The organism is Geodermatophilus sp. SYSU D00879 (genome assembly GCF_054050375.1).
The window spans coordinates 159,495-180,560 of the sequence record NZ_JBJGZF010000003.1 but is presented as its reverse complement, the minus strand read 5'-3'; the positions used below and the strand labels follow the sequence as shown (position 1 = coordinate 180,560).

Here is a 21,066-nt window from a genome sequence, read left to right as displayed (position 1 = left end):
GGGGTCGTGACCTGGCCTGTTCCGGCCGGGTTACGCGTTCCCCCGGGAGGGTGCACCCTCCGCGGCGGCCTCGTCCGTGGCGAGGATCCGCTCGGCCAGCGCCTTCATCGACGTGCGCTCGTTCATGGCCGTGCGCTGGATCCAGCGGAAGGCCTCCGCCTCGGTCATCCCCTGCTCGGCCATGAGCCGGCCCTTGGCCTTCTCCACGACCTTGCGGGCCTCGAGCCGCTCCTCGAGCGTGCGCACCTCGCCGTCGAGCGCGGCGATCTCGGTGAACCGCGCGCGGGCCACCTCGATGGCCGGCACCAGGTCGTTCTTGGAGAACGGCTTGACCAGGTAGGCCATGGCGCCCGCGTCGCGCGCCCGCTCGACCAGCTCGCGCTGGCTGAAGGCGGTGAGCACGATGACCGGCGCGATCCGCGCCGAGGCGATCTGCTCGGCGGCCGCCAGCCCGTCGAGGACCGGCATCTGGATGTCGAGGATGACGAGGTCCGGCGTCAGCTCCCGGGCCCGGTCGACGGCGGTCTGCCCGTCCCCGGCCTCGGCGACGACGACGTACCCCTCCTCCTCGAGCATCTCCTTGAGGTCGAGGCGGATGAGGGCCTCGTCCTCGGCGATGAGGACCCGGGTCGGCTCGCTGCTCACGCGGAGGAGCCTAGCGACGACGGCCGGGAGCGGCGTCCCGGTTACGCTGACCGGGTCGTGACGTCGGTCGCGGCGCCTGCCCCCGTACCCCAATCGGCAGAGGGAGCGGATTCAAAACCCGCGCAGTGTGCGTTCGAGTCGCACCGGGGGCACCGCTACATCGTCGTCCTGCCGGACGGCACCGCCGCCACGTGCCGTCCCCGCTGCCGCGGAGCCCATCCCGGCGCTCGTCGCGGAGGCCTCCGGCCCCCACTCCTCCCAGCGCCTCGCGGGGCGGCTCACGTCCCGGCGTCGTCCCGCGGTCATCCCGGGAGCACCGCATACGGTGTCGGGGTGAGCGAGCCCGTGCCCCACATGACCCCCGAGCAGTTCCGGCAGCACGGTCACGAGGTGGTCGACTGGATCGCCGACTACTGGGCGCGCATCGAGTCCTTCCCCGTCCGCTCGCGGGTCTCCCCCGGCGACGTCCGCGCGGCGCTCCCGCCGTCGGCGCCCGAGCAGGGCGAGCCGTTCTCCGCGGTCCTCGCCGACCTCGAGCAGGTCGTCCTGCCGGGCGTCACCCACTGGCAGCACCCCGGCTTCCTCGCCTACTTCCCGGCCAACACCTCCGGCCCCTCGGTGCTCGGCGACCTGCTCTCCGCGGGCCTGGGCGTCCAGGGCATGTCGTGGGTGACCAGCCCGGCGGCCACCGAGCTCGAGCAGCACCTCCTGGACTGGTTCGCCGACCTGCTCGGGCTGCCGGAGGCGTTCCGGTCCACGGGCAGCGGCGGCGGCGTCGTCCAGGACTCGAGCTCGGGGGCCAACCTGGTCGCCCTGCTCGCGGCGCTGCACCGGGCCAGCGGCGGGGCCACCGTCCGGCACGGCGTGGTGCCCGAGGAGTACACGGTCTACGTCTCCTCCGAGACGCACTCGTCGATGGAGAAGGCCGTCCGGATCGCCGGGCTCGGCACCGACGCCATCCGGGTCGTGGAGGTCGACGGCGACCTGGCGATGCGCCCGGCGGCGCTGGCCGCCCGGCTGGGGCGCGACACCGCCCGCGGGCTCAAGCCGGTGCTGGTGTGCGCCACGGTCGGGACGACGTCGACCACCGCGGTGGACCCGCTGGCCGAGATCGGGCCGATCTGCCGCCGCTACGGCGCCTGGCTGCACGTCGACGCCGCGTACGCGGGCGTGAGCGCCGTCGCCCCGGAGCTGCGGCACCTGCAGGCCGGCGTCGAGGAGGCCGACAGCTACACCACCGACGCGCACAAGTGGCTGCTCACCGGCTTCGACGCGACGCTGTTCTGGGTCGCCGACCGGGCGGCGCTCACCGGCGCGCTGTCGATCCTCCCCGAGTACCTGCGCAACGCCGCCACCGAGGCCGGCGCGGTCGTCGACTACCGCGACTGGCAGATCGAGCTGGGCCGCCGGTTCCGCGCGCTCAAGCTGTGGACCGTGCTGCGCTGGTACGGCGCCGAGGGGCTGCGGGCGCACGTCCGGTCCGGTGTCGCGCTGGCGCAGGAGCTCGTCGGCTGGGCCGACGCCGACGACCGCTTCGACGTCGCCACCCCGCACCCGCTGTCCCTGGTGTGCCTGCGGCCGCGCTGGCCGGCCGACGTCGACGCCGACGTCGCGACCATGACGCTGCTGGAGCGGCTCAACGACGGCGGCGAGGTCTACCTCACCCACACGACCGTGCGCGGCGCGGTGGTGCTGCGCGTGGCGATCGGCGCGCCGGCGACGACGCGGGCGCACGTCGAGCGGGCGTGGGCGCTGCTGTGCGAGGGCCACGACTGGCTGGCCGCCGACTTCGCCGAGCAGGCCGCCGAGCGCGCCCGCGCCGAGGCCGAGCGCAAGGAGGCCGAGCGGCGGGCGGCCGAGGAGGAGGCCGCCCGGCGGCACGCCGCCGAGCAGGCGGCCGCCGAGCAGCAGGCCGCGGCCGAGCAGCAGGCCGCCGAGCAGGCGGCGGCCGAGCGGCAGGCGGCCCCGGAGGAGACCCCGGCCGGGGCGGAGCCGGCCGAGGCCGTCCCGGCTACTCCCCCAGTGACCGGATGAGCCCCTCCTGGGCCACCGTGGCCACGTGCCGGCCGTCGGCGGTCCAGATGCTGCCGAAGCACAGCGCGCGGCCCTCGGAGGCGGCCGGGCTGTCGGTCTCGTAGAGGAACCACTCGTCGGCGCGGAACGGCGCGTGGAACCAGATGGCGTGGTCGAGACTGGCGCCGACGTAGCGCCCGCCCCACCCGCCGCCGACCCGCGCCAGCCCCGCGGACAGCAGCGTCAGGTCGCTGACGAAGGTCAGGGCCGCGGCCTGCACCCCGGCGTCGTCGGGGAGCCGGCCCGCCACCCGGAACCAGGCGTGCGACTGGGTGGCCGGCGGGGTCTTCGGCTCCGGCGCGAACGGGTTGACCAGCGGCCGCTGCTCCACGGCCCGGCTGATCTCCAGCGCCGGGGCCGCCAGGGCGCCGTGCCCGGCGGCGTGGTCGGCCAGCGACAGCAGCTCCTCGGGCCGCGGCACCTCCGGCATAGGCCGGGAGTGCGTGACGACGGCCGGCTCGCCGGCGTGGAAGTCCGCCGTCAGCGCGAAGACGGCGACGTCCTCACCGCGCCGGGTCTGGCAGGCGATGACCCGGCGGGTGGAGAAGGACCGGCCGTCGCGGATCCGCTCGACGGTGTAGCGCAGTTCCTCGTGCGGGTCGCCCGGCCGCAGGAAGTAGGAGTGCAGCGAGTGCACGCCGCGGCCGCCCCGCACCGTGCGCGTGGCCGCCATGAGCGCCTGCCCGGCCACCTGCCCGCCGAAGATGCGCTGCAGCGTGGTCGTCGGGGTCTGCCCCACGAAGACGTCGGGCGAGCGTTCCTCGAGGTCGAGGACGCTCATCAGCGCGGCGGCCTGGGTCCCGCCGCCGGTCACGAGTCGGTGCCGACTTCGTGCACCCGGATGAGGTTGGTCGACCCGACCGTGTTCGGCGGGCTGCCCGCGACGACGACGACGCGGTCGCCGACCCGGAGCCGGCCGATGGACAGCAGCGAGAAGTCCACCTGCTCGACCATGTCGTCGGTGTGCTGCACGGAGGGCACGAGGAAGGTCTCCACGCCCCACGACAGCGCCAGCTGGCTGCGGACCCGGCCGTCGACGGTGAAGGCCAGCAGCGGCTGGCGGGGGTGCAGGGCGGCCAGCCGGCGGGTGGTCTCGCCGGTCTGGGTGAAGGTGCACAGCGCCTTGACGTCGAGCGCCTCGCCGATGTCCCGGGCCGCGCGGACGATGGCACCGGAGCGGGACCGGGACCGGCGGGTGATCTCCGGGGCGCGCGCGTCGGAGCTCTCGACGGCGTCGATGATCCGCTCCATCGTGCGCACCGTCGCGATCGGGTAGCGCCCGACCGAGGTCTCGCCGGAGAGCATCACCGCGTCGGCGCCGTCGAGGACGGCGTTGGCGACGTCGGAGGCCTCGGCGCGGGTGGGCCGCGAGTTGGTGATCATCGACTCGAGCATCTGGGTGGCGACGATGACCGGCTTGTTGCGCTCGCGGGCGGCCTGCACGGCGCGCTTCTGCACCAGCGGCACCTGCTCCAGCGGCAGCTCCACGCCGAGGTCGCCGCGGGCCACCATGACCCCGTCGAAGGCCTCGACGATCGCCTCCAGGTTCGCCACCGCCTCGGGCTTCTCCAGCTTGGCGATGACGGGGACGTGCACGTCCTCCTGGCGCATGATGTCGCGCACCAGCTCGACGTCGCTGGGCGAGCGGACGAACGACAGCGCGACGAAGTCGACCGACAGGTGCAGGGCGAAGCGGAGGTCCTCCTCGTCCTTCTCCGACAGCGCCGGCACGCTCACGGCGACACCGGGCAGCGACAGGCCCTTGTTGTTGGAGACCTCGCCCCCCTCGACGACCAGGCACCAGACGTCGGGCCCGTCGACGGAGACGACCGACAGGGCGAGCTTGCCGTCGTCGACCAGCAGCCGGTCGCCGACGCGGGCGTCGTTGGCGAGGCCCTTGTAGGTGGTCGAGACGCGCTCGGCGGTGCCCTCGACGTCGTCGACGGTGATGCAGACGCGGCTGCCGGTGGCCCAGTGGACCGGGCCGTCGGCGAACGTGCCGAGGCGGATCTTGGGGCCCTGCAGGTCGGCCAGGACGGCGACGGCGCGGCCGGTGCGGTCCGACGCCTGGCGCACGTGGATGTAGGCCTTCTCGTGGTCGGCGTGCGCCCCGTGGCTGAAGTTGAGCCGGGCGACGTCCATCCCCGACTCGACCAGGGCGGTGATCTGCTCGAGGGAGCTGGTGGCCGGGCCCAGGGTGCAGACGATCTTCGCGCGGCGGGACATGGGGGAAACGCTAGTGGGCGGCCTCCGGCGGAACGGACAGGGGCCGGGTCCCCGCGGGTGTCGCGGGACCCGGCCCCTGTCGCCGGAGTGGTTCCGTGGTGGTGTCTAGCGCAGCGCCACCGCGGTCGGGGTGACCGGCCGGGGCAGCATGGAGCTGCCGGTCAGCCACTGGTCGACCGCGCCGGCGGCGGCGCGGCCCTCGGCGATGGCCCACACGATCAGCGACTGGCCGCGGCCGGCGTCGCCGGCCACGAACACGCCGGGCACGGTGGACATGAACTCGCCGTCGCGGGCGACGTTGCCGCGCCCGTCGACGTCGAGACCCAGCGCCTCGACCAGGCCCTCGCGCTGCACGCCGGTGAAGCCCATGGCCAGCAGCACCAGCTGGGCCGGCAGCTCGCGCTCGGTGCCCTCGACCTTCTGGAACCGGCCGTCGACCCGCTCCACCTCGTGGATGACCAGGGCGCGCACGCGGCCCTCGTCGTCGCCGAGGAAGCGCTCGGTGTTGACCGAGTACAGCCGCTCACCGCCCTCCTCGTGGGCCGAGGAGACCCGCATGATCATCGGGTAGGTCGGCCAGGGGTTGCCCTCGGCCCGCTTGTCCGGCGGCGCGGGCATGATCTCCAGCTGGGTGACCGAGCGGGCGCCCTGCCGGTGGGAGGTGCCCAGGCAGTCGGCGCCGGTGTCGCCGCCGCCGATGATCACGACGTCCTTGCCGTGGGCGGAGATCGGCGGGTCGTCGAGCTCGCCGAGCGCCTGCCGGTTGCCGAAGGGCAGGAACTCCATCGCCAGGTGGATGCCGTCGAGCTCGCGCCCGGGGGCGGGCAGGTCGCGGCCGATGGTGGCGCCCGCGGCGATCACGACGGCGTCGTGCTCGGCGCGCAGCTGCTCGGCGGAGAGGTCGCCCTCCCCCGGCCCGCCGACCTCGACGCCCGTGACGAAACGGGTGCCCTCGGCGCGCATCTGGTCCAGCCGCCGGTCCAGGACGGCCTTCTCCATCTTGAACTCGGGGATGCCGTACCGGAGCAGCCCGCCGACCTTGTCGGCCCGCTCGTAGACGGTGACGTCGTGCCCGGCGCGGGTGAGCTGCTGGGCGGCGGCGAGGCCCGCCGGCCCGGACCCGACGACGGCGACCCTCCTGCCGGTGCGCTCGGCCGGGGTCTGCGGCTCGACGTAGCCCCGCTCGAAGGCCTGGTCGATGATCTCCCACTCGATCTGCTTGATCGTGACCGGCGAGTCCTGCAGGTTCAGCACGCAGGCGCCCTCGCAGGGGGCCGGGCACAGCTTCCCGGTGAACTCCGGGAAGTTGTTGGTCGCGTGCAGCCGCTCGATCGCGTCGCGCCAGTCGTCCCGGCGGGCGAGGTCGTTCCACTCCGGGATCAGGTTGCCCAGCGGGCAGCCGTGGTGGCAGAACGGGATGCCGCAGTCCATGCACCGCGCGGCCTGCTGGCGCAGCGCGGCGACCGGGTAGACGCCGTCCTCCCCGTTCTGCCGGGAGAGGTAGACGTCCTTCCAGTCGAGGATGCGGACGTCGACCGGCCGCCGGGGCGGCAGGGCCCGCTCGTACTTCAGGAACCCCGTGGAGTCAGCCACGTGCGGCCTCCATCACTGCTCGATCCACATCCGTGCCGGCGGCCTCGGCGGCGCGCCGGGCCTCGAGAGCGCGACGGTAGTCGCGCGGCATGATCACGCTGAACTGCTCGGACCAGCGGCCCCAGTCGGCCAGCAGGGCCGCCGCGACCGGCGACTCGGTCTCGGCGTGGTACCGGACCAGCACGTCGCGCAGCCACTGCGCGGACTCGCCGTCCAGCGGCTCGACGTCGACCATCTCCGGGTTCACCCGGTGCCGGGCGAGGTCCAGGACGTAGCCGATGCCGCCGGACATGCCGGCCGCGACGTTGCGGCCGGTGGGCCCGAGGACCACCGCGCGGCCGCCGGTCATGTACTCCAGCGCGTGGTCGCCGGCGCCCTCGACGACGGCCAGCGCGCCGGAGTTGCGGACGCAGAACCGCTCGCCGACCCGCCCGCGCAGGAAGATCTCCCCGCTGGTGGCGCCGTAGCCGATGACGTTGCCGGCGATGACGTTGTCCTCGGCGGCGAAGGTCGCCTCGAGCGCCGGGCGGACGACGATCCGGCCGCCGGACAGGCCCTTGCCGACGTAGTCGTTGGCGTCGCCGAGCAGCCGCATGGTGACGCCGCGCGGGACGAAGGCGCCGAAGGACTGGCCGGCCGACCCGGTGAAGGTCAGGTCGATCGTGCCGTCGGGCAGGCCCTCGCCGCCGAAGCGGCGGGTGACCATCGAGCCGAGCATCGTGCCGACGGTGCGGTTGACGTTGCGCACCGGCAGCTCCAGGCGCACCGGCCGCGCGTCGAGCAGGGCGCCCTCGCACAGCTGGACCAGCGTCTGGTCCAGCGCGACGTCGAGGCCGTGGTCCTGGGTGCGGACCGCCCGGCGGGACGCGCCCTCGGGCAGCCCGGGCTGCGCGAGCATCGGCGAGAGGTCCAGGCCGCTGGCCTTCCAGTGGTCGACCGCGCGCCGGGTGTCGAGCAGCTCGGTGTGGCCGACGGCCTCGTCGACCGAGCGGAAGCCCAGCTCGGCGAGGTACTGCCGGACCTGCTCGGCGAGGAACTCGAAGAAGGTGACGACGAACTCCGGCCGCCCGGTGAACCGCTTGCGCAGCTCCGGGTTCTGGGTGGCGACGCCGACCGGGCAGGTGTCCAGGTGGCAGACCCGCATCATGATGCAGCCCGACACCACCAGCGGAGCGGTGGCGAAGCCGTACTCCTCGGCGCCGAGCAGCATCGCGACGAGGACGTCGCGGCCGGTCTTCATCTGGCCGTCCGCTTGGACCACGATCCGGTCGCGCAGGCCGTTGGCCAGCAGCGTCTGCTGGGTCTCGGCCAGGCCGAGCTCCCACGGCGAGCCGGCGTGCTTGAGCGAGGTCAGCGGGGCGGCACCGGTGCCGCCGTCGTGCCCGGAGATCAGGACGACGTCGGCGTGCGCCTTGCTGACGCCGGCCGCGACCGTCCCGACCCCGACCTCGGCGACCAGCTTGACGTTGATCCGCGCCTCGGTGTTCGCGTTCTTGAGGTCGTGGATGAGCTGCTTGAGGTCCTCGATCGAGTAGATGTCGTGGTGCGGGGGCGGGCTGATCAGGCCGACGCCCGGCGTCGAGTGCCGGGTGCGGGCCACCCACGGGTAGACCTTGCCGCCGGGCAGCTGGCCGCCCTCACCGGGCTTGGCGCCCTGCGCCATCTTGATCTGGATGTCGTCGGCGTTGACCAGGTACTCGCTGGTCACGCCGAACCGGCCGCTGGCCACCTGCTTGATCGCCGAGCGGCGCAGGTCGCCGTTCGGGTCGGGCACGTAGCGGTCGGGGTCCTCGCCGCCCTCGCCGGTGTTCGACTTGCCGCCGAGCCGGTTCATGGCGATGGCGAGGGTCTCGTGCGCCTCCTGCGAGATGGAGCCGTAGCTCATCGCGCCGGTCTGGAAGCGCTTGACGATCTCGCTGGCCGGCTCGACCTCCTCGAGCGGCACCGGCGGGCGCACGCCCGTCCTGATCTCGAACAGGCCGCGCAGCGTCGCGGCCTCCTCCGAGAGCGCGTCGACGGTGTCGGTGTAGCGCTGGAACACCTCGAACTGCCGCGAGCGGGTGGCGTGCTGGAGCAGGAACACCGTCTCGGGGTTGAACAGGTGCACCTCGCCCTCGCGGCGCCACTGGTACTCGCCGCCGGTCTCCAGCCGCCGGTGCGCGCGCTCGGTGGGGTTCTCCGGATAGGCGCGCCGGTGCCGCATGGCAACCTCCTCGGCGAGGACGTCCATGCCGACGCCGCCGAGGGGACAGGAGGTGCCGGTGAAGTACTCGTCGACGACGTCCTGGGACAGGCCGACGGCCTCGAAGATCTGCGCCATCGTGTACGAGCCGACGGTGCTGATGCCCATCTTGCTCATGACCTTGAGGACGCCCTTGCCGAGCGCCTTGACGACGTTGCGCACCGCCTGGGCGGGCTGCACGCCGGTGAGGACGCCGTCGCGGATCAGGTCCTCGATGGACTCGAAGGCCAGGTAGGGGTTGACCGCGGCCGCGCCGTAGCCGAGCAGCAGCGCGACGTGGTGCACCTCGCGGCAGTCGCCGGACTCGACGACCAGGCCGACCTCCATGCGGGTGCGCTCGCGCACCAGGTGGTGGTGGACGGCGGCGGTCATGAGCAGCGACGGGATCGGCGCGCGGTTCTCGTCGCAGTCGCGGTCGGACAGCACGATGACCCGCGCGCCGGCCGCGATCGCCTTGCTGACCTTGTTCCGCAGCTCCTCGACCGCCTGCACCAGCGCGGGGCCGCCGCCGGTGACGTCGAAGTGGCCGGTGATCCGGACGGCGGCGAAGCCGGGCAGGTCGCCGTCGTCGTCGATGTGCAGGATCTTGGCCAGCTCGTCGTTGTCGATGACCGGGTAGGGCAGGTACACCTGCCGGCAGGAGGCCGGGGTGGCCGTGAGCAGGTTCTGCTCCGGGCCGAAGGTGCGCCCGAGGCTGGTCACCAGCTCCTCGCGGATGGCGTCCAGCGGCGGGTTGGTCACCTGGGCGAACAGCTGACCGAAGTAGTCGTAGAGCTGCCGCGAGCGGTCCGACAGCGCCGCGATCGGGGTGTCGGTGCCCATGGAGCCGATCGGCTCGGCGCCGGTGGCGGCCATCGGCGTGAGCAGGACGCGCAGCTCCTCCTCGGTGTAGCCGAACAGCTGCTGGCGGCGCACCACCGACTCGTGGCTGGGCCGCGCGCGCCGCCGCTCGGGCAGCGAGGGCAGGTGCACGAGCCCGGCGTGCAGCCAGTCGTCGTAGGGGTGCTCGGTGGCCAGGGCGCCCTTGACGTCCTCGTCGGAGACGATCCGCCCGGAGGCGGTGTCGACGAGGAACATCCGGCCCGGCTGCAGCCGGCCCTTGGCGACGACCTCCCCGGCCGGGATGTCGAGGACGCCGGCCTCGCTGGCGAGGACGACGAGGTCGTCCTTGGTGTGCCACCAGCGGCCCGGGCGCAGGCCGTTGCGGTCGAGGACGGCGCCGATGAGCGTGCCGTCGGTGAACGCGACGCAGGCCGGCCCGTCCCAGGGCTCCATGATCGAGGAGTGGAACCGGTAGAAGGCCCGGCGGGCCGGGTCCATCTCGTCGTGGTTCTCCCACGCCTCCGGGATCATCATCAGCACCGCGTGCGGCAGCGAGCGGCCCGACAGGTGCAGCAGCTCGAGCACCTCGTCGAAGGTCGCCGAGTCGCTGAAGTCGCTCGCGGTCACCGGGAAGATCCGGTCCAGGCCGAGCTCGGAGGCCGGGCCGGCGGGGCCGTCGAACAGCTCGGTCTCGAGCTTGGCCTCGCGGGCGCGCATCCGGTTGCGGTTGCCCTTGATGGTGTTGATCTCGCCGTTGTGGGCGATGAACCGGAACGGGTGCGCCAGCGGCCAGCTCGGGAACGTGTTGGTGGAGAACCGGCTGTGCACCAGCGCGATCGCCGACTCGTAGCGCTCGTCGCGCAGGTCGGGGAAGAACGCGGGCAGCTGGTCGGTGGTCAGCATGCCCTTGTAGGTGATCGTGCGGCTGGACAGCGAGACCACGTAGAGGGAGCTGCCGGCCTCGCGGGCCTCCCGCTCGGCGCGCTTGCGCAGCACGAACGAGCGCCGCTCCAGCCGGGTCACGCCGTTGACCTCGCGCGGGCCGCCGAAGGCCTGCTGGTCGGCGCGGGCGCCCATGGTCTCGGCGACGAACAGCTGCCCGAAGTGCGGCATGACCGCGCGGGCGGTGGGGCCGAGGTCGGCGCCGTCGGGGTCGACCGGCACGTCGCGCCAGCCGAGGACGGTCAGGCCCTCCTCGGCGGCGATCCGCTCGACGTCGGCGTAGCGGGCGGCCCGCTCCTGCTCGTCGACCGGGAGGAAGGCGATGCCGACCGAGTACTCGCCCAGCGGGGGCAGGTCGAAGTCGACGCCGGCCCGCAGCAGCGCGTCGGGCACCTGGGTCAGGATGCCGGCGCCGTCCCCGGAGTTGGGCTCGGAGCCGGCGGCCCCGCGGTGGTCGAGGTTGTGCAGCGCGGTCAGGCCGGCGGCCACGATCGCGCGGGAGCGGCGGCCGCGGGCGTCGGCCACGAAGGCGACGCCGCAGGCATCCGAGTCGTTCGCCGGGTCGTAGAGACCGGAGGCCGCCGGCGTCGCCGAGAAGGGGACGGCCGAGCCGGCGGTGGTGCGGGGGGCGGGGGTGCGGGACCCGGACATGATCACTCCCGTCGTCGGCCTGCGCGCGGTCCCGGGAGGACGTCGCGGGGCGCGGGGCCCGGCCGGTGGTCAGAGGGTGCGGTGCACGGAAGCAGTGGAGGACAGCGGAGCCGGTGACCGGCCGGGACACGGTGGCCCGGACAGGCGGAGGACCGGCGGCCCCGCGGCTGGTTGCGCGGGGTCGTCGTCCCGCGGGGCAGCGCTGGCCCGGTTACGACGCGAGCGACCCGCCGGGATCACCGGCTGGTCTGGACAGGAGGGTACACAGCGGCGAGACCCGGCCCACCGCCGCGAACCGATCCGTCGGCGCGTCCTGTCAGGGCGTCCCCGGCGCGTCGTGAGACCGGTCACCCCGCCGCTCCGCGGCGGGCGCGTCGGTGCTGGTCGGGGCGTCGTCGGCGGTGCCGGCGTCGGCGGCCGGGGTGTCGTCGTCGTCACGTCCGCCGTCGGCGTCCCGGTCGAGGACCTCCCGCGGGCGGCCCCGCTGCCAGACCATGTAGGCCACGGCGAGCAGGCCCACCACGATGCAGGTGAACACGTTGAGCCGGACGCCGAAGAAGCGGTTGGCGTCGTCGATGCGCAGGACCTCGATCCACAGCCGGCCGGCGCAGTACAGCGCGACGTAGAGCGCGAACGCGCGGCCGTGGGACAGCCGGAAGCGGCGGTCGGCCCACACCACGACGGCGGCCGCGGCGAGGTTCCACAGCAGCTCGTAGAGGAACGTCGGGTGGAAGGTGGCGAACGCCTCGTAGCCGTCGGGGCGGTGCGCGAGGTCGATCTCCAGGCCCCAGGGCAGCGTGGTGGGGCCGCCGAACAGCTCCTGGTTGAACCAGTTGCCCAGCCGGCCGACCGCCTGGGCGACCAGCAGGCCGGGGGCGATGGCGTCGCCGAAGGCCGGCAGCGGGATGCCGCGGCGGCGGCAGGCGATCCAGGCGCCGACGCCGCCGAGGGCGATGGCGCCCCAGATGCCGAGGCCGCCCTCCCAGATGGCGAACGCCCGCAGCGGGTCGCCGCCCTCCCCGAAGTAGGGCTGCGGCGTCGTGATCACGTGGTAGAGCCGGCCGCCGAGGATGCCGAAGGGCACCGCCCACATCGCGATGTCGAGCACCTCGCCGGGCCGCCCGCCGCGGGCGACCCAGCGCTTCTCGGCGATCCAGCAGGCGGCGACGATGCCGGCGATGATGCACAGCGCGTAGGCGCGCAGCGGGAACGGCCCGAGGTGCCACACCCCCTGGGCCGGGCTCGGGATCGACGCCAGCACCGTCACGGCACGGCCACCCGGCGGCGCACGCCCGCGGCGAGCTCCCCGGACAGCCGGCGCACGCCGTCGGCGCCCCGGCCCTCGAGCAGCTCCCGCACGTAGGCCGACCCGACGATGACGCCGTCGGCGAAGCCGGCCACCTCGGCGGCCTGGTCGCCGTCGGAGACGCCGAGGCCCACGCACACCGGGACGTCGGTGACCGCGCGGGTGCGGGCGACCAGGCGCTCGGCGGCGTCGCCGACGGTGGCGCGGGTGCCGGTGACGCCCATCGTGGACGCGGCGTAGACGAACCCGCGGCAGGCCGCGGTGGTCGACGCCAGCCGGGCGTCGGTGGACGACGGCGCGACGAGGAAGACGCGGTCGAGGTCGGCGGCCTCGGCGGCGGCCAGCCACGCGGCGGCCTCGTCGGGGATGAGGTCGGGCGTGATCGCGCCCGCTCCCCCGGCGGCGGCCAGGTCGGTGGCGAACCGCTCGACGCCGTAGCGCTCGACCGGGTTCCAGTAGCTCATCACCACCGGCACCGCGCCCGCGGCGTCGACCGCCTCGACGGCGCGCAGCACGTCGCGCATGCCGACCCCGGCGCGCACGGCGGGGTCGACCGCCTGCTGGATGACCGGGCCGTCCATGCCGGGGTCGGAGTAGGGGACGCCGATCTCCACGACGTCGGCCCCGCCCTCGACCGCCGCGACCATGGCGGCGATCGAGTCGTCCACGCTCGGGTAGCCGACCGGCAGGTAGGCGACCAGCGCGGCGCGGCCCTCGGCGCGGGCGGCGCGGATGCGGTCCTCCAGCCGGCTCATGCCTGGCTCCCCGCGGCCTGGCCGGGCACGGCGTCGCCGGACGCGACGGCGCCCTCGGTGGGCTGCTGGTGGGTGTCCATGCCGGGCCCGGGGTCGACCTCGTCGCGGTCGCCGAGGCCGAACCAGCGCGACGCGGTCTCGACGTCCTTGTCCCCGCGGCCGGAGAGGTTGACCAGCAGCAGCGGCGGTCCGCCTCCCCGCCCACCGTCCCCCCGGGCCACCAGCTCGCGGCCGAGCCGCATGGCCCCGGCGAGGGCGTGCGCGGACTCGATCGCCGGGATGATGCCCTCGGTCCGGCACAGCAGCGCGAAGGCCTCCATCGCCTCGGCGTCGGTGACCGGGCGGTACTCGGCCCGGCCGACGTCGTGCAGGAAGCTGTGCTCCGGGCCCACGCCGGGGTAGTCCAGCCCGGCGCTGATCGAGTGCGACTCGATCGTCTGGCCGTTGTCGTCCTGCAGCAGGTAGGAGCGGGCGCCGTGCAGCACGCCGGGCGCTCCCCCGGTGATCGTCGCGGCGTGCCGGCCGGTCTCGACGCCGTCGCCGCCGGCCTCCAGGCCGACCAGGCGCACGCCCTCGTCGGGCACGAACGCGGTGAAGATCCCGATGGCGTTGGAGCCGCCGCCGACGCAGGCGAGGACGGCGTCGGGCAGCCGGCCCTCCCGCTCGAGCACCTGGGCGCGGGCCTCGTCGCCGATCACCCGCTGGAAGTCGCGGACCATCGCCGGGAACGGGTGCGGGCCGGCGACGGTGCCGAAGACGTAGTTGGTGGTCTCGACGTTGGTCACCCAGTCGCGGAACGCCTCGTTGATGGCGTCCTTGAGGGTGCGCGAGCCGGTGCTCACCGGGACCACCTCGGCGCCGAGCAGCCGCATGCGGGCGACGTTGAGCGCCTGCCGGCGGGTGTCCTCCTCGCCCATGTAGATCGTGCAGGACAGGCCCATGAGCGCCGCGGCGGTGGCGGTGGCGACGCCGTGCTGGCCGGCGCCGGTCTCGGCGATGACCCGCTGCTTGCCGATCCGCCGGGTGAGCAGCGCCTGGCCGAGCACGTTGTTGATCTTGTGCGAGCCGGTGTGGTTGAGGTCCTCGCGCTTGAGCAGCACGCGGGCGCCGCCGCAGTGCTCGGCGAAGCGCGGCACCTCGGTGACCGGGCTCGGGCGGCCGGTGTAGTCGCGCTGCAGGGCGGCGAACTCGGCGACGAACGCGGGGTCGACCCGCATGGCCGCGTAGGCCTCGGTCAGCTCGTCGAGGGCCGCGATCAGCGCCTCGGGGACGAACCGGCCGCCGAAGACGCCGAAGTGACCGGTGGCGTCGGGCCACGCCGGGCGCGCCGGGTCGCTGCGCTGCTCGGGCGGGTGGACGGCACTCGTGGTCATGCCCCCAGTGTCCCGCGCCGGGGCGCGCTGGTGGCGCAGGGGGTCCACGTGCCGCGCCCGCGAGCGGCCCCTCTGCAGGGGCCCGCCCCCAGCCTGGGAGGGGTGGGGGGCAGAGGGGTCCTTCTTCAGCGCGTGGTGCGCGGGACCGCGGGGTGCGACCCGGCGGTGACCAGGTCGGCGACCGCCTGGCGCGGGTCGCCGGCGGTGACCAGGCCCTCGCCGACCAGCACGGCGTCGGCGCCGGCGGAGGCGTAGGCGATGAGCTCGCGCGGGCCGCGGACCCCGGACTCGGCGACCTTGACCACGCCCGAGGGCAGGCCGGGCGCGATCCGCTCGAACGTGCCGAGGTCGACGTCGAGCGTGGTGAGGTCGCGGGCGTTGACGCCGATCACCGAGGCGCCGGCGGCCAGCGCGCGGTCGGCCTCGGCCTCGGTGTGCACCTCGACCAGCGCGGTCATGCCCAGGGACTCGACCCGCTCGAGCAGGCCCAGCAGCGCGTTCTGCTCCAGCGCCGCGACGATCAGCAGGACGACGTCGGCGCCGTGGGCGCGGGCCTCGTGCACCTGGTAGCTGCTGACCACGAAGTCCTTGCACAGCACCGGCACGTTCACGGCGGCGCGGACGGCGGCCAGGTCGGCGTGCGAGCCGCCGAAGCGGCGCCGCTCGGTGAGGACGCTGATCACCCGGGCGCCGCCGGCGGCGTACTGCGCGGCGAGGACGGCGGGGTCGGGGATGTCGGCCAGCGCGCCCTTGCTCGGGCTGCGGCGCTTGACCTCCGCGATGACGCCGACGCCGGGCTCGCGGAGCGCGGCCAGGGCGTCGCGGGCGGGGCGGGCGTCGCGGGCGGCGGCCCGGACCTCGGCCAGCGGGGTGGCCGCCTCGCGCGCCGCGACGTCCTCACGGACGCCGGCGACGATGTCGTCGAGGACGGTCACTCCGCCTCCTCGCTGCTGGGCCGGCCGGTCCGGTGCCGGTCGGACGGTGGACCCACCCTAGCGACGGCGGCCGCGGGGTCCGGTCGCCGGGTCGCCCGCCGGGCCCGGTGTCGCCTCGTCGGCAGGGTCGGACGGGGGGTCGGCCGTGGGGTCGTCGCCGCGGTCGAGGGCGCGCCAGGCGTCCAGCGCCCGGTCCTCGGCGGTGCGGGCGCGCGCCGGGGCCGGCGCGGCGGCCGCGCCGGGTGCCCGCTCGTAGCGGCGGCCCATGGCCGGCCAGCGGCGGCCGCGCACCGCGACCAGCACCCCGGCGGCCAGCGCGACGACGGCGGCTCCCAGGCACAGCACCGGCCAGGCGGCCGCGAGGTCGGCGGTGCGCCGCTCCGCCGGCGCCGCGGTCGTGTCCACCCCGCCGGCCAGCACGCGCACCGACGACCAGGCCAGCGCCGCGCCCGCCAGCGCCACCAGCGCCCCCACCGCGACCCGCCCGGCGCCGCGCACCGCGAGGACGGCGACCGCCGCGGCGAGCAGCAGCAGCCCCGCGGCGGGCACCAGCGGCGCCAGCGACGACCCGGCCAGCGTCTCGGTGACCGGCGGCAGCGGCGGGCGGCGGGTGACCGTGACCGTGGCCCAGGTCTGCCCGCCCGCCGACAGCGCCAGCCCGCCGGCGACCGCGCAGCCGGCGAGCGCCGTCCCCAGCTCCCGCCGGGCGTTCACCGCACCTCCCGCATGCCCTCCGCGGTCGCGATCGCCGAGAGCACCGCGCGCGCCTTGTGCCGGGTCTCGGCCTCCTCGGTGGCGGGGTCGCTGTCGGCGACGATCCCCGCGCCGGCCTGCACGTACGCCCGGCCCTGGTGGAGCACCGCGGTGCGGATGGCGATCGCCATGTCCAGGTCCCCGCTGGCGTCGACGTAGCCGACGGTGCCCGCGTACAGCGCCCGCCGGGTGGGCTCCAGCGACTCGATGATCTCCATCGCCCGCGGCTTGGGGGCGCCGGAGACGGTGCCGGCCGGGAAGGTCGCGTCGAAGACGTCGAGCGCGTCGCGGCCGGGCTCCACCTCGCCGCCGACGGTGGAGACCAGGTGCATGACGTGGCTGTAGTACTCGACCCGCATGAAGTCGGGCACCTCGACGGTGCCCGGCACGCACACCCGGCCCAGGTCGTTGCGCGCGAGGTCGACGAGCATGACGTGCTCGGCCCGCTCCTTGGGGTCGGCGAGCAGCCCCTCGGCCAGCCGGAGGTCCTCCTCCTCGGTGGCGCCGCGCGGGCGGGTGCCGGCCGGCGGGTGGACGACGGCCGAGCTGCCGGTCACGGTCACCAGCGCCTCCGGCGAGGAGCCGACGACGTCGAAGGGCGTCTCCCGCCCGGCGAAGCGCAGCAGGTACATGTACGGCGACGGGTTGGTGGCCCGCAGCACCCGGTACAGGTCGAGCGCGTCGACGTCGGTGTCGGTCTCGAACCGCTGGGCCAGCACGACCTGGAAGGCGTCGCCGGCGCGGATGTGCTCGCGCACCGTCTCCACCCCGGCCTCGTACGCCCCCGGCGCCATCGTGCTGCGCACCGGCGGCGGCTCGGCGGGGGTGAACGTGGCCACGCCCGGCGGTACCGCCTTGGTGAGGTCGGCGGCCATGGCGTCGAGGCGGGCGACGGCGTCGTCCCAGGCCGTGTCGGCGTCGCCGGAGCCGGTCAGGGCGTTGGCGATGAGCAGCACGGTGCCGTCGGTGTGGTCGAGGACGGCGAGGTCGGTGACCAGCGCCAGCGACAGCTCGGGCATGCCGAGGTCGTCGGTGGCGGTGACCGGCAGCCGCTCCAGCCGCCGGACGACGTCGTAGCCGAGGTAGCCGACCAGCCCGCCGGTCAGCCGCGGCAGGTCCTCCCGGCGCGGCGAGCGCAGCCGGCGGGCCAGCGTGCGGACCGCGGCCAGCGGGTCCTCGGGCAGGTCGTCGGTGAGCCCGGGCAGCGGGTCGCCGAGCCACAGCGTCCGGCCGCCGCGCTCGGTGAGGACCCCGGCGCTGCGCACGCCGACGAAGCTGTAGCGCGACCAGCGCTTGCCCTGCTCGGCCGACTCGAGCAGCACGGTGCCGGGCCGGTTGCCGGCCAGCTTGCGGTAGATGCCGACCGCGGTCTCGCCGTCGGCCAGCAGCCGCCGGGTGACCGGCACGACCGGCTGGTCGAGGGCGGCGAACGCCTCGCGGGAGGGGCTGGTCTCACCGAGCCGCACGGGTGACCTCCAGGTCGCGGTGGAAGCAGCTGCGCTCGCCGGTGTGGCAGGCCGGGCCCTCCTGCTCGACGAGCACCAGCAGCGCGTCGCCGTCGCAGTCGAGCCGCACGTCGCGGACCCACTGCCGGTGGCCGGAGGTCTCGCCCTTCACCCAGTACTCCTCGCGGCTGCGCGACCAGTAGGTGGCCCGGCCGGTGGTCAGGGTGCGGTGCAGCGCCTCGTCGTCCATCCAGGCGACCATGAGGACCTCGCCGGTGTCGTGCTGCTGCACGACGGCGGCGACCAGCCCCGCCGGGTCGCGGCGCAGCAGCGCGGCGACGGCGGGGTCGAGGGCGGAGTCGACGGCGGGCACGGCGGGCATGCCGGCGATTCTCCCCCGCCGCGGGGACCGGCCGGGTCGGCGGCCCCGCGCGGTCACCCCGCGGCCGGTGGCGCGTCCTCGCCGGCGACCCACCGGCGGACGGCGCCCGCCAGCAGCAGGCCCAGGCCGACGGCCGGGGCGGCGGCGTAGAACAGCACGCCGACGACGAGCACGCCGGTCGGGTCGGAGCCCGCGAGGTCGGCGAGGGAGGTCAGCCGGACCAGCCAGTAGACGGCCAGGGCGAGCTGCACGCCGAAGCCGACGAGCAGCGTCGACCACACCCCCCGGCTGCGCCGGTTGAGCACCAGCACCCCCGCGACGACCAGCAGGACCGCCGAGAGCAGCTGCACCGCCGACAGCGCGGTGACCTCGGTGACCAGGCCGGAGACGTCGTCGCTCCCGCCGCCGGAGGGGTCGGGGACGCTCGCGAACAGGCCGAACGCGCTGGCCAGCAGCAGCACGTAGGCCGACGACAGCGCGACGACGGCGGCCTGCACGAAGGCGAGGACCGCCGCGGCGACCACCTGCCCCGGCCGGCGCGGCCGCCGCGGCACCGGCAGGCCGTAGGCGGGCCAGTACGGCGCGGCCGGCCAGCCCGGCGCCGGCGCGTACGGCCCGTACACCGGGGGCGGCGCGGAGTACGGGGCGGTGACCGGCGGCCCCGCGTAGGCGACCGGTTCGGTCCCCGCGGCCGGGTCGGCCCAGGGGCTGCCGGGCGAGCTCACAGGGCCGCCGCCAGCGCCCGGCCCGCGACGCGGCCGGAGAACAGGCAGCCGCCGAGGAAGGTGCCCTCCAGCGACCGGTAGCCGTGCATGCCGCCGCCGCCGAAGCCGGACGCCTCCCCGGCCGCGTACAGGCCGGGGAACGGCTCGCCGCTCGCGCGCAGCACCCGGCCGGACAGGTCGGTCTCCAGCCCGCCGAGGGTCTTGCGGGTGAGCAGGTTGAGCCGGACGGCGACGAGCGGGCCGGCCGCGGGGTCGAGCAGCCGGTGCGGCGGGGCCACCCGGATGAGCTTGTCGCCGAGGTAGCTGCGGGCGCCGCGGACCGCGGTGATCTGCAGGTCCTTGGTGAACGGGTGGGCCACCTCGCGGTCGCGGGCGACGACCTCGCGCTCCACGGTCTCCAGCGACACCTCGGGCGCGCCGCCGGTGATCCGGTTCATCCCGGTGACCAGCTCGGGCAGCGACGTCGCCGTCACGAAGTCCTCGCCGCGGTCGAGGAAGGCCTGGACGGGCGCGGAGACGCCCGCCTTGACCCGGCCCAGCAGGAGCCGGACGTCCTTGCCGGTGAGGTCGGGGTTCTGCTCGGAGCCCGACAGCGCGAACTCCTTCTCGACGATCTTCTTCGTCGTCACGAACCAGGTGTGCTCGTACCCGGTCTGCCCGATGTGGGCGAGGGTGCCGAGGGTGTCGAAGCCGGGGAACAGCGGGACCGGCAGCCGCTGCCCCGTCGCGTCCAGCCACAGCGAGGAGGGCCCGGGCAGGATCCGGATGCCGTGCCGCGCCCACACCGGGGAGTGGTTGGCGATCCCCTCGGTGTAGTGCCACATGCGGTCGCGGTTGATCAGGTTGGCGCCGGCGGCCTCGGTGGCCTGCAGCATGAGCCCGTCGACGTGCGCGGGCACACCGGACAGCAGCCGCCGCGGCGCGGGGCCCAGCCGGGCCGGCCAGTTCTGCCGGACCAGGTCGTGGTTGCCCCCGATGCCGCCGGAGGTGACGACGACGGCCTGCGCGGCGACCTCGAAGTCCCCGACGGCGGTGCGCGAGCTGGCCTCGCCGCGGGCGGCGCCGCTGGGCTCGAGCACCTCGCCGCGGACGCCGGTGACCGCGCCGTCGGTGACGACGAGCGAGGTCACCCGGTGCCGGAAGCGCAGCTCGACCAGCCCGCGCTCGACGGCGGCGCGGACCCGGCGGGCGAACGGCTCCACGATGCCGGGGCCGGTGCCCCAGACGATGTGGAAGCGGGGCACGGAGTTGCCGTGGCCGGTGGCCGTGTAGCCGCCGCGCTCGGCCCACCCGACGACGGGGAAGAAGCCGACGCCCTGCTCGCGCAGCCAGGCCCGCTTCTCCCCCGCCGCGAACTCCAGGTACGCCTCCGCCCACTGCCGGGGCCAGTGGTCCTCGGCGCGGTCGAAGGCGGCGGTGCCGAACCAGTCCTGGCGGGCCAGCTCCAGCGAGTCGTGCACCCGCAGGCGGCGCTGCTCGGGCGAGTCGACGAGGAAGAGCCCGCCGAAGGACCACCACGCCTGCCCGCCGAAGGACGCCTCCGGCTCCTGCTCGACGAGCACCACCCGCCGGCCGGCGTCGGCCAGCTCGGCGGTGGCCACCAGCCCGGCCAGGCCGGACCCCACCACGACGACGTCTGTGTCGATCACGGCGGGCACGCTAGCGGGCGCGGCCGCCCCGGGGGGTCCGCCCCGGCTGCACCGGGGCCGGTGTCGCCCGGCCGGGACGGGTCCACTCCCGGATCGGGCGGCGCACCGTCAGCGCCAGGCAGCCGGCCGGGCCGACCAGCAGCGCCAGCGCCCAGCCGACCGACGAGCCGTCACCCAGGGCGCCGAACAGCAGGGCCACGCCGAGCAGCAGGAGCAGCGGCAGCACCGCGGCCACGGCGAGCACCAGCCAGCCGCGGCCCCGGCCCAGCCACACCAGCGCCGACCCGGCGACCGCGAGCAGCGCCAGGACGGCGGAGGCGCCCAGGTACCAGCCCCAGCCCGGGGGCAGGCCATCCCAGAGCAGCCGGCCGAGGTAGAGGTCCTCGGCGGCGACGAGCAGGCCGAACACCGCGGCGAACGGCGCGGTCAGGGGGCGGCCGGGCGCGGGCGGCGGGGCGGTCCGCCGGGCGGCCGACGGCGACACGGGCGCCGCCCGCGGGGAGCGGCGGGTCGTCGTCCGGCGGGGCGGGGACGGCGGCATGCCGCGCA

At 75.4% G+C, this 21,066-nt stretch carries 16 protein-coding genes and 1 tRNA gene; 2 read left to right on the top strand and 15 right to left on the bottom strand.

Annotation, left to right across the window (positions count from 1 at the left end; all coding sequences use genetic code 11):
* Positions 1-30 precede the first annotated feature (30 nt).
* The gene (locus ACI79B_RS06465; protein ID WP_387986671.1) at positions 31-645 is read right to left on the bottom strand and encodes an ANTAR domain-containing response regulator; all 615 of its coding nucleotides are present in this window, start codon (positions 643-645) and stop codon (positions 31-33) included.
* 78 nt (positions 646-723) lie between these two features.
* Here ACI79B_RS06465 and ACI79B_RS06460 point away from each other — a divergent pair.
* Positions 724-797 (top strand) — tRNA-Leu (locus ACI79B_RS06460).
* Positions 798-978: 181 nt separating this feature from the next.
* Positions 979-2,679, top strand: coding sequence for an aminotransferase class V-fold PLP-dependent enzyme (locus ACI79B_RS06455; protein ID WP_456926707.1), 1,701 nt, complete (start codon positions 979-981; stop codon positions 2,677-2,679).
* On the opposite strand, the gene ACI79B_RS06450 is transcribed toward ACI79B_RS06455, so the two are convergent.
* The 14 genes from ACI79B_RS06450 to ACI79B_RS06385 all read right to left on the bottom strand — a co-directional run bounded on the left by ACI79B_RS06450 (position 2,657) and on the right by ACI79B_RS06385 (position 21,058).
* The gene (locus ACI79B_RS06450) at positions 2,657-3,532 is read right to left on the bottom strand and encodes an acyl-CoA thioesterase (protein ID WP_456926706.1); all 876 of its coding nucleotides are present in this window, start codon (positions 3,530-3,532) and stop codon (positions 2,657-2,659) included. The two genes, ACI79B_RS06455 and ACI79B_RS06450, sit on opposite strands and share 23 nt — an antisense overlap.
* Positions 3,529-4,944, bottom strand: a complete 1,416-nt coding sequence (gene pyk, locus ACI79B_RS06445; protein ID WP_456926705.1) for a pyruvate kinase — start codon at positions 4,942-4,944, stop codon at positions 3,529-3,531. The genes ACI79B_RS06450 and pyk overlap by 4 nt, the downstream gene beginning before the upstream one ends.
* A gap of 105 nt (positions 4,945-5,049) precedes the next feature.
* Positions 5,050-6,537 carry a glutamate synthase subunit beta gene (locus tag ACI79B_RS06440; protein ID WP_456926704.1) on the bottom strand — a complete coding sequence of 496 codons (1,488 nt, stop codon included), beginning with the start codon at positions 6,535-6,537 and terminating at the stop codon, positions 5,050-5,052.
* On the bottom strand, positions 6,530-11,194 hold the full coding sequence (gene gltB / locus ACI79B_RS06435; protein WP_456926703.1) for a glutamate synthase large subunit: 4,665 nt from the start codon (positions 11,192-11,194) through the stop codon (positions 6,530-6,532). The genes ACI79B_RS06440 and gltB overlap by 8 nt, the downstream gene beginning before the upstream one ends.
* Positions 11,195-11,510: 316 nt before the next feature.
* Positions 11,511-12,461 (bottom strand): prolipoprotein diacylglyceryl transferase, encoded by a 951-nt coding sequence (gene lgt / locus ACI79B_RS06430; protein ID WP_456926702.1) that lies wholly within the window; start codon positions 12,459-12,461, stop codon positions 11,511-11,513.
* Entirely contained in the window at positions 12,458-13,255 is a 798-nt protein-coding gene (gene trpA, locus ACI79B_RS06425; protein ID WP_456926701.1) for a tryptophan synthase subunit alpha, read from the bottom strand. The genes lgt and trpA overlap by 4 nt, the downstream gene beginning before the upstream one ends.
* The gene (trpB, locus tag ACI79B_RS06420) at positions 13,252-14,628 is read right to left on the bottom strand and encodes a tryptophan synthase subunit beta (RefSeq protein WP_456926700.1); all 1,377 of its coding nucleotides are present in this window, start codon (positions 14,626-14,628) and stop codon (positions 13,252-13,254) included. Before trpB ends, trpA begins: the two co-directional genes overlap by 4 nt.
* 125 nt (positions 14,629-14,753) lie before the next feature.
* A complete protein-coding gene (trpC, locus tag ACI79B_RS06415; protein WP_456926699.1) occupies positions 14,754-15,563 on the bottom strand; it encodes an indole-3-glycerol phosphate synthase TrpC in 810 nt (269 codons plus the stop codon).
* Between the two features lie 57 nt (positions 15,564-15,620).
* Entirely contained in the window at positions 15,621-16,277 is a 657-nt protein-coding gene (locus ACI79B_RS06410; protein ID WP_456926698.1) for a Trp biosynthesis-associated membrane protein, read from the bottom strand.
* Positions 16,274-17,782: an anthranilate synthase component I gene (locus tag ACI79B_RS06405; RefSeq protein WP_456926697.1), complete on the bottom strand. Its 1,509-nt coding sequence runs from the start codon at positions 17,780-17,782 to the stop codon at positions 16,274-16,276. Before ACI79B_RS06405 ends, ACI79B_RS06410 begins: the two co-directional genes overlap by 4 nt.
* Positions 17,769-18,143, bottom strand: a complete 375-nt coding sequence (gene hisI, locus ACI79B_RS06400) for a phosphoribosyl-AMP cyclohydrolase (protein ID WP_456926696.1) — start codon at positions 18,141-18,143, stop codon at positions 17,769-17,771. The genes ACI79B_RS06405 and hisI overlap by 14 nt, the downstream gene beginning before the upstream one ends.
* A 53-nt stretch (positions 18,144-18,196) precedes the next feature.
* Positions 18,197-18,868 (bottom strand): hypothetical protein, encoded by a 672-nt coding sequence (locus ACI79B_RS06395; protein ID WP_456926695.1) that lies wholly within the window; start codon positions 18,866-18,868, stop codon positions 18,197-18,199.
* Positions 18,865-20,517: an FAD-binding dehydrogenase gene (locus tag ACI79B_RS06390; RefSeq protein WP_456926694.1), complete on the bottom strand. Its 1,653-nt coding sequence runs from the start codon at positions 20,515-20,517 to the stop codon at positions 18,865-18,867. The genes ACI79B_RS06395 and ACI79B_RS06390 overlap by 4 nt, the downstream gene beginning before the upstream one ends.
* 10 nt (positions 20,518-20,527) lie before the next feature.
* The gene (locus tag ACI79B_RS06385) at positions 20,528-21,058 is read right to left on the bottom strand and encodes a hypothetical protein (RefSeq protein ID WP_456926693.1); all 531 of its coding nucleotides are present in this window, start codon (positions 21,056-21,058) and stop codon (positions 20,528-20,530) included.
* Positions 21,059-21,066 lie beyond the last annotated feature (8 nt).

Bases quoted from the DNA above. Each gene is read 5' to 3' on its own strand.
- pyk (WP_456926705.1), bottom strand. From the start codon at position 4,944: ATGTCCCGCCGCGCGAAGATCGTCTGCACCCTGGGCCCGGCCACCAGC.
- gltB (WP_456926703.1), bottom strand. From the start codon at position 11,194: ATGTCCGGGTCCCGCACCCCCGCCCCCCGCACCACCGCCGGCTCGGCC.
- trpA (WP_456926701.1), bottom strand. From the start codon at position 13,255: ATGAGCCGGCTGGAGGACCGCATCCGCGCCGCCCGCGCCGAGGGCCGC.
- trpB (WP_456926700.1), bottom strand. From the start codon at position 14,628: ATGACCACGAGTGCCGTCCACCCGCCCGAGCAGCGCAGCGACCCGGCG.
- hisI (WP_456926696.1), bottom strand. From the start codon at position 18,143: ATGCCCGCCGTGCCCGCCGTCGACTCCGCCCTCGACCCCGCCGTCGCC.
- ACI79B_RS06385 (WP_456926693.1), bottom strand. From the start codon at position 21,058: ATGCCGCCGTCCCCGCCCCGCCGGACGACGACCCGCCGCTCCCCGCGG.